A 6,539-nucleotide genomic window follows, 5' to 3' on the forward strand; every position below is an offset into this window, starting at 1 on the left:
GGCCGCCGCGCAGGACGTGACCGATGTGGTTGCGACGGATATTGCAGACGTTTCTGGTGGGGCGGCCAGGCGCTGAATGTTGGCCCCCCGGACGCCCGCCCCTTCAAAACCTCATCATCAACTTCAGCAACGCATTCACCCGCTTGCCGTACGGCGGTGCGATCCATCCGCGCGCGTTCAGGCGCGTCTGCGTCAGTACCGGCTTCATCTTGGAGAAAGTCACGAAGCCTTCGTAGCCGTGATACGCACCCATCCCGCTCGCACCGACACCGCCGAACGGCAGACTTTCGCACGCCAGATGCATCAGCGTTTCGTTGATCGCCATGCCGCCCGCGATGGTTTCGTGCGTGACACGCTCGATGGTCGCCGGGTCGTCGGCGTAGAGATATAACGCGAGCGGGCGGGGACGCGCGTTGATCCAGGCGATGGCGTCGTCGAGCGTGTCGTAAGGGATGATCGGCAGCAGCGGCCCGAAGATTTCCTCCTGCATCAGCGCGCTTTCATCCGGCGCATTCGTGACGGCGATTAGCGGGAAGCGGCGGCTTGCCTCGTCCGGCGTGCTGTCGGTGAGCGTATGCAGTTGGGCGCCGGCGGCCTGCGCTGCGTCGGCAAGACGGTGCAGCCGCGTAAAGTGCCGCTCCGAGATAATCGACGTGTAATCGAGGTTGCGCGCGAAGTCGGGGTACATCTTCGCCATCCGCGCGCGCGCCCGTTCGATGAACGCCTGCTCCTTGCCGCGCGGTACCAGAACATAGTCCGGCGCGACGCAGGTCTGCCCCGCATTGAGCGTCTTGCCGGCGACGAGATTATCAACCGCGTTGTCGAAGCGTGCATGCTGACCGATGATGGCCGGCGACTTGCCACCAAGCTCGAGCGTGACCGGCGTCAGATGTTCTGCGGCGGCGCGCATTACTTCATGGCCGACCTTGGTCGAGCCGGTGAACAGCAGATGGTCGAACGGTTGCGCGCTGAACGCGGCGGCTAATCCAGCATCGCCGTTCACTACCGCGACGTGGTCGCGCGCGAAGGTCTGGCCGATCAGTTGCTCGAATAGCGCCGAGGTGCGCGGTGTCAGTTCCGACATCTTGATGATGGCGCGGTTGCCGGCCGTCAGCGCGCTGATCAGCGGACCGACGGCGAGCAATACCGGGTAATTCCACGGCACGATGATGCCAACCACGCCGAGCGGCTGCGGCACGACTTTCGCACGCGCCGGCATCAGCCATTTGCTGGTGCTGCGGCGTTGCGCTTTCATCCAACGTTTGCCGTGCCTGAGCGCGGCGTCGATCTCTTCCTTGACGAGCAGGAATTCGGCAAGCAGCACTTCCTGTTTCGCGCGATTGCCGAAGTCGGCGTTCATCGCATCGGCGAGTGCGTCGCGGTTGTCGAGCATGACTTTGCGCAGTGCTTTCAGATGCCCGGCGCGGGCTTCCCACGACGGATACGGCGCACGCAAATAAGCGTGGCGTTGATCGCGCAGCAGCGCTTCGAGCGCGGCGACCTCTGGCAGATCGTTCTTCATGTGTGTCCACTCCCTGATGGATAACGGTACGCGTTGAGTCGCGCTTATTGGTGTGTTGTCGTGTGTTGCGACGGTCCTGCGAAAGGCTTTGTCACGCCGGAAATGCCCGTTCGATGATCGCCGCGTGGTCGATCGTCGCTGGCAGCGTGCCGTACACGCGACCGCTTTCGCCGCAGCCGTCGGCGAGACGCGTCGCGATGAAGGCCTCGGCGACTTCCGGCGGTGCGTGCTTCACCAGCAAGGTGGCTTGCGCAATCAGCACGATCTGCTGCGCGATGCGTCGCGCGGATGCTTCGAGATGTTCGGCGGGTCCGCTGAGCGTGGCCGCAAGCTTGCCGAGTGCGGCGCTCAGCGCCGGATGTCCTTGCGCATCGGCTTGCCATGCAGCGAACAAGGCCTGCGCAGCATCGGGCTCGCGCTCCATGGCACGCAGCACGTCGAGGCACATCACGTTGCCCGAACCTTCCCAGATCGAATTCACGGGCGCTTCACGATAGAAGCGCGCCATCGGACCGGTTTCAACATAACCGTTGCCGCCCCAGACCTCCATCGCCTCGCCGGTGAATTCGAGCGTGCGCTTGCAGACCCAGTACTTCGCGGCAGGGGTGACGATCCGGCGCCATGCGCGTTCGGCGGGCGCGGCCGACGACGCATCGGCTGACGCTTCGAAAGCACGTGCGAGTCGCATGAACAGCACCGTCGCTGCCTCCGATTCCAACGCCAGGTCGGCGAGCACATTGCGCATCAGCGGCTGATCGGCCAGATGCCGGCCGAAGGCGCTGCGGTGCCGTGCATGGTGGATCGCCTGCACAAGCGCGGCGCGCATCAAGGCCGCGCTGCCGATCACGCAATCGAGCCGCGTGTAGTTCGCCATTTCGATGATGGTCGGCACACCGCGGCCTTCGTCGCCGATCATGATGCCGAACGCGTCGAAGAATTCGACCTCGCTGCTAGCATTCGAGCGGTTGCCGAGTTTGTCTTTCAGACGCTGGATCTGCACGGCGTTCTTGCTGCCGTCCGGCGCGAAGCGCGGCACGAAGAAGCATGAGAGGCCTTCGTGATCGTCGGTGCGGGCGAGCACCAGATGCGCGTCACATTGGGGCGCGGAGAAAAACCATTTGTGGCCGACGAGGCGGTATTCCGCGCCGCGGCCGCTGCCGCGCGTGGCATACGCGCGGGTCTGGTTGCTGCGCACGTCCGAGCCGCCTTGTTTCTCGGTCATGCCCATGCCGATCATCGCGGAAGTTTTTTGCGTGAGCGGCACGTCGCGTGGATCGTGTTCGCGGGCGTAGAGCTTGTCGCGCAGCGTGGCGAACAATGCGGGCTCGCGTTGCAGCACGGGGATGCTCGCGAAGGTCATCGTCAGCGGGCAGAGGGAGCCGGATTCAAGTTGAGCGTGCAGGAAGTAGCCGGCGCAACGCGCGACCATTGCGCCGCGTTGCGGATCCGAAAACGGCAACGCGTGCAGGCCTTCGCGGCGCAACAGCGACAGCAGCGTATGCCACGAAGGGTGAAACTCCAGCGCGTCGATGCGTTCGCCGCGCGGGCTGTGCGTGACGAGTTCGGGCGTGTGGCGGTTGGCCAGTTCGGCGAGCGCGAGTGTCTCCGGCGTAGTGAGCGCCGCGCCGTGCCGCCGCAGCGCCTCGCGATGCCACGCGGCCCCTTCGCGTTCGAGGGCGGCGGACAACGCCACATCGCTCGAAAACAGGTTGTAGTCCGCGAGCGGAGGCGCCTGATTTGTCACGTCGTGGGTGTGGCCGAAGCTGTGCCGTTCCATCTACTGTCTCCGTTTACCGGATGCGCGCCGCCGCTGATCGACGGTGTGCCTGTTTTATCGCGGCGTGTCGTGCCGCACGCTCAGAGGACGGCGCACCCGGCGCCGTGTTTGAATGCCCTGCGCAGCGCGCCGGGCGGGCGCATGCGCGTCTTTCATCATAGGGTCGCGGGAGGACTTTCGTTTAGAGGGATCGCTCTGACTCGAACCCGCCGTCGCGCCCGAACGCTCCCTACAATGCCGGTAAAACACACGTAGACAAGTGTGCTGCAATCGTTTGCATGGGATCGGAGTAACCGCTAAAGCGCTAACTTCGACCGACAGAGACAAGGGCTGCGAGCAACGCGGCCCTAATGGAGGAGCGGATGCAATACGATTACATCATCGTCGGTGCGGGCTCAGGCGGCTGCTCGCTTGCGAGCCGTCTGGCGGATAGCTGCCCCGATGCAACAATCGCCCTGATCGAAGCCGGTCCACATACGGACCGGAATCTCTTCGTCAACATGCCGGTCGGTGTGGCAGCCGTCGTGCCGCACAAACTCAAGACCAATTACGGCTATCTGACGACGCCCCAGCCAGGGCTCGGCGGACGTCAAGGCTATCAGCCGCGCGGGCGCGGCTTCGGCGGGTCGAGTGCGATCAACGCGATGATCTACACACGTGGCCACCCACTCGATTACGACGAATGGGCGCAACTCGGCTGCGACGGCTGGTCATGGGCCGACGTACTGCCGTATTTCCGCCGTGCCGAAGGCAACGAGCGCGGCGCCGATGCCTGGCACGGCGCCGACGGCCCGCTGACGGTGTCCGATCTGCGCTATCGCAATCCGTTTTCGAAGCGTTTCGTGCAGGCCGCGACCGAAGCCGGTTACAAATCGAACGGCGACTTCAATGGCGTGGATCAGGAAGGCATCGGTTTCTATCAGGTGACGCAGCGCGACGGACGGCGCTGCAGCGTCGCGCGCGCCTATATCTACGATCGCGAACGGCCCAATCTGCATACGATCGCCGATGCGACGGTGCTGCGCGTGGCCTTCAACGGCAAGCATGCGAGCGGCGTCGAAATCGTGCGCGGCGGCCGTACTGAAACGCTGGAGGCGCGCGCCGAGGTCGTGCTGGCAGCGGGTGCGTTCAATTCGCCACAACTGCTGATGTGCTCGGGTATCGGGCCGGCGGCGCATTTGCAGTCGCAGGGCATTGCGGTGCTGCACGATGCGCCGGAGGTCGGCCAGAACCTGATCGACCACGTCGACTTCACGATCAACAAGCGGGTGTCGTCGATCGAGCCGACCGGTTTTTCGATTCGCGGCATCGCGCGGATGCTGCCGCAGTTTGTGACCTTCATGCGGCATGGGCAGGGCATGCTGTCGAGCAACGTCGCTGAAGCGGGCGGCTTTCTGAAGAGTCGGCCGACGCTCGAGCGCCCGGACCTGCAACTGCATTTCTGCGCGGCGATCGTCGACGACCACAACCGCCATATGCACTGGGGCCATGGTTATTCGCTGCACGTGTGCGTGTTGCGGCCGCATAGCCGCGGCACGGTGACGCTCGCGAGCGCCGATGCGCGTACCGCGCCAGTGATCGATCCGCGTTTTTTCAGCGATTCGCGCGATCTCGACCTGCTGGTGGAAGGCGCGCAGATGGCGCGGCGCATTCTCGACGCGCCTTCGCTGGCGCTGCATGGCGGCAAGGAGCTGTACACGCATTCCGGTCAGACGGAGGAGGAATTGCGCCGGACCATCGCCGAGCATGCCGACACGATTTATCACCCGGTAGCGACGTGCCGGATGGGCGGCGATGCGCGCTCGGTCGTCGATCCGCAGTTGCGGGTGCGTGGCGTGACCGGGCTGCGGATCGTCGATGCATCGGTGATGCCGACGCTGATCGGCGGCAACACGAATTCGCCGACGGTGATGATCGGCGAGCGCGCGGCCGACCTGATCACGGCGAACCGGCGCGAAGGGCAAGCGGTGCCGGCGATGGCGTCGACGGGAGTCACCGGGGTGGCGGCTTGACGATACGCCAATCTTCCTAATTTGGCTGGTAAATATAAGAAAAATTAGGCGAACGTCTGTTAATTCGTCATAAATTGTGCCGTTTCGTTTATGAGATTTCCCCAAACCTATAATCGCGCCGCGAAAAAGAGCGCGTCAGGTGGCGCGTTCGGGAAATCAAGGAAGCGAAGCGATGAGTATCAATGTGATTCAGCTGATTCAGTCCGCGATAACGGACGGTGTCGTGCGACAGCTGGCGGCCCGCTTCGGGCTGCCGCCGGACGCGACCCAGAAGGTGCTTGCAACAACTGGCCCGGCGCTCGTCGCCGGCCTGATGCAGAAGGGCGCGACGCTCGACGGCGCGCGTTCGCTGTTTGCAGCAATCCTCTCACCTGAGGTGAACGGGCACATCGCCGAGCAGTTGCCGCAACTGCTCGGCACCACCACCGGTGTGAGCCAGCTGGAAGGCGCGGGGCGCCAGTTGCTCGAACGCGTGCTCGATCGCCGCGTCGATACGCTCAGCGACGAAGTCGCGACCCAAACCGGCGTGCCGGCGCATGCGACGCACGCCATGACGGGTATCGTTGGCGCAACGCTACTGGGTCTGCTGAAACGGCATTTTCTCGAAGGTCAGGGCAACGTCGGCCAACTGCCGACGCTGCTGGGCCATCAACTGCCGGCCATCGCGCCGTACCTGAACGACCGTCTGATGGCCGGCCTCGGCCTGAGCGGACTCGGCGCGTTCACCGGCAATATTCTGTCGCAGTTGAAAGCGGTGTCGGCGCACATCGACCATCCGACGCCTGCCGCCAAGCCAGTGGCCGAAGCGCTATCGAACATCCGCGTGCCTGCCGACGCGGTGGTGCGCGAAGAGCGCCGTTCGCGCACGTGGCTCTGGTGGCTGCTTGCGGCGATCGCCGCGGTGCTGGCCTTCCTGTTCCTGCGTGGTTGCCATAGTGAGCAACAGGGTGAGCGCACTGGCGCGGAAGCCGCAGCAACTGCTCAGCCTGCGTCCGCTCCGGCTGAAGCCTCGGCCGCCGCAGCACCAGCCAGCGATGTCGCGGCTTCGACGCCCGCGGCCAGCGCCGCAGCAGCCAGCGAAGCGCAGCAACCCGCCGCGGCGCCCGCGCCGACCAAAGACAGCCAGCTCAGCTTCACGGTCGACGCGGCCGGCAAGCCGACGCTCACGGCGACGGTCGGCAGCGAAGCCGAAAAAACTCAACTGCTCGACGCGCTGACAAAGCGCTTC

Annotated in this window: 4 protein-coding genes; 2 read left to right on the plus strand and 2 right to left on the minus strand. The window is 64.6% G+C overall.

The genetic code is table 11. The features are described 5' to 3' along the window. Positions 1-103: 103 nt before the first annotated feature. Together VFE81_RS14505 and VFE81_RS14510 are read right to left on the minus strand one after the other, a co-directional pair. Positions 104-1,522 (minus strand): coniferyl aldehyde dehydrogenase, encoded by a 1,419-nt coding sequence (locus VFE81_RS14505; RefSeq protein ID WP_325045258.1) that lies wholly within the window; start codon positions 1,520-1,522, stop codon positions 104-106. Positions 1,523-1,613: 91 nt separating this feature from the next. After that, positions 1,614-3,299 carry an isovaleryl-CoA dehydrogenase gene (locus VFE81_RS14510; RefSeq protein ID WP_325045259.1) on the minus strand — a complete coding sequence of 562 codons (1,686 nt, stop codon included), beginning with the start codon at positions 3,297-3,299 and terminating at the stop codon, positions 1,614-1,616. A gap of 362 nt (positions 3,300-3,661) precedes the next feature. Here VFE81_RS14510 and VFE81_RS14515 point away from each other — a divergent pair, with 362 nt between their 5' ends. Both VFE81_RS14515 and VFE81_RS14520 read left to right on the plus strand, forming a co-directional pair. Continuing rightward, positions 3,662-5,311, plus strand: a complete 1,650-nt coding sequence (locus VFE81_RS14515; protein ID WP_325045260.1) for a GMC family oxidoreductase — start codon at positions 3,662-3,664, stop codon at positions 5,309-5,311. Between the two features lie 172 nt (positions 5,312-5,483). Beyond that, positions 5,484-6,539, plus strand: a 1,056-nt coding sequence (locus tag VFE81_RS14520) for a DUF937 domain-containing protein (protein ID WP_325045261.1), incomplete at its 3' end; no start/stop codon positions are given.

Origin of the sequence: Paraburkholderia sp. (assembly GCF_035656215.1) — a bacterium.
Taxonomy (GTDB): domain Bacteria; phylum Pseudomonadota; class Gammaproteobacteria; order Burkholderiales; family Burkholderiaceae; genus Paraburkholderia.

Bases quoted from the DNA above. Each gene is read 5' to 3' on its own strand.
- VFE81_RS14515 (WP_325045260.1), top strand. From the start codon at position 3,662: ATGCAATACGATTACATCATCGTCGGTGCGGGCTCAGGCGGCTGCTCG.
- VFE81_RS14510 (WP_325045259.1), bottom strand. From the start codon at position 3,299: ATGGAACGGCACAGCTTCGGCCACACCCACGACGTGACAAATCAGGCG.
- VFE81_RS14505 (WP_325045258.1), bottom strand. From the start codon at position 1,522: ATGAAGAACGATCTGCCAGAGGTCGCCGCGCTCGAAGCGCTGCTGCGC.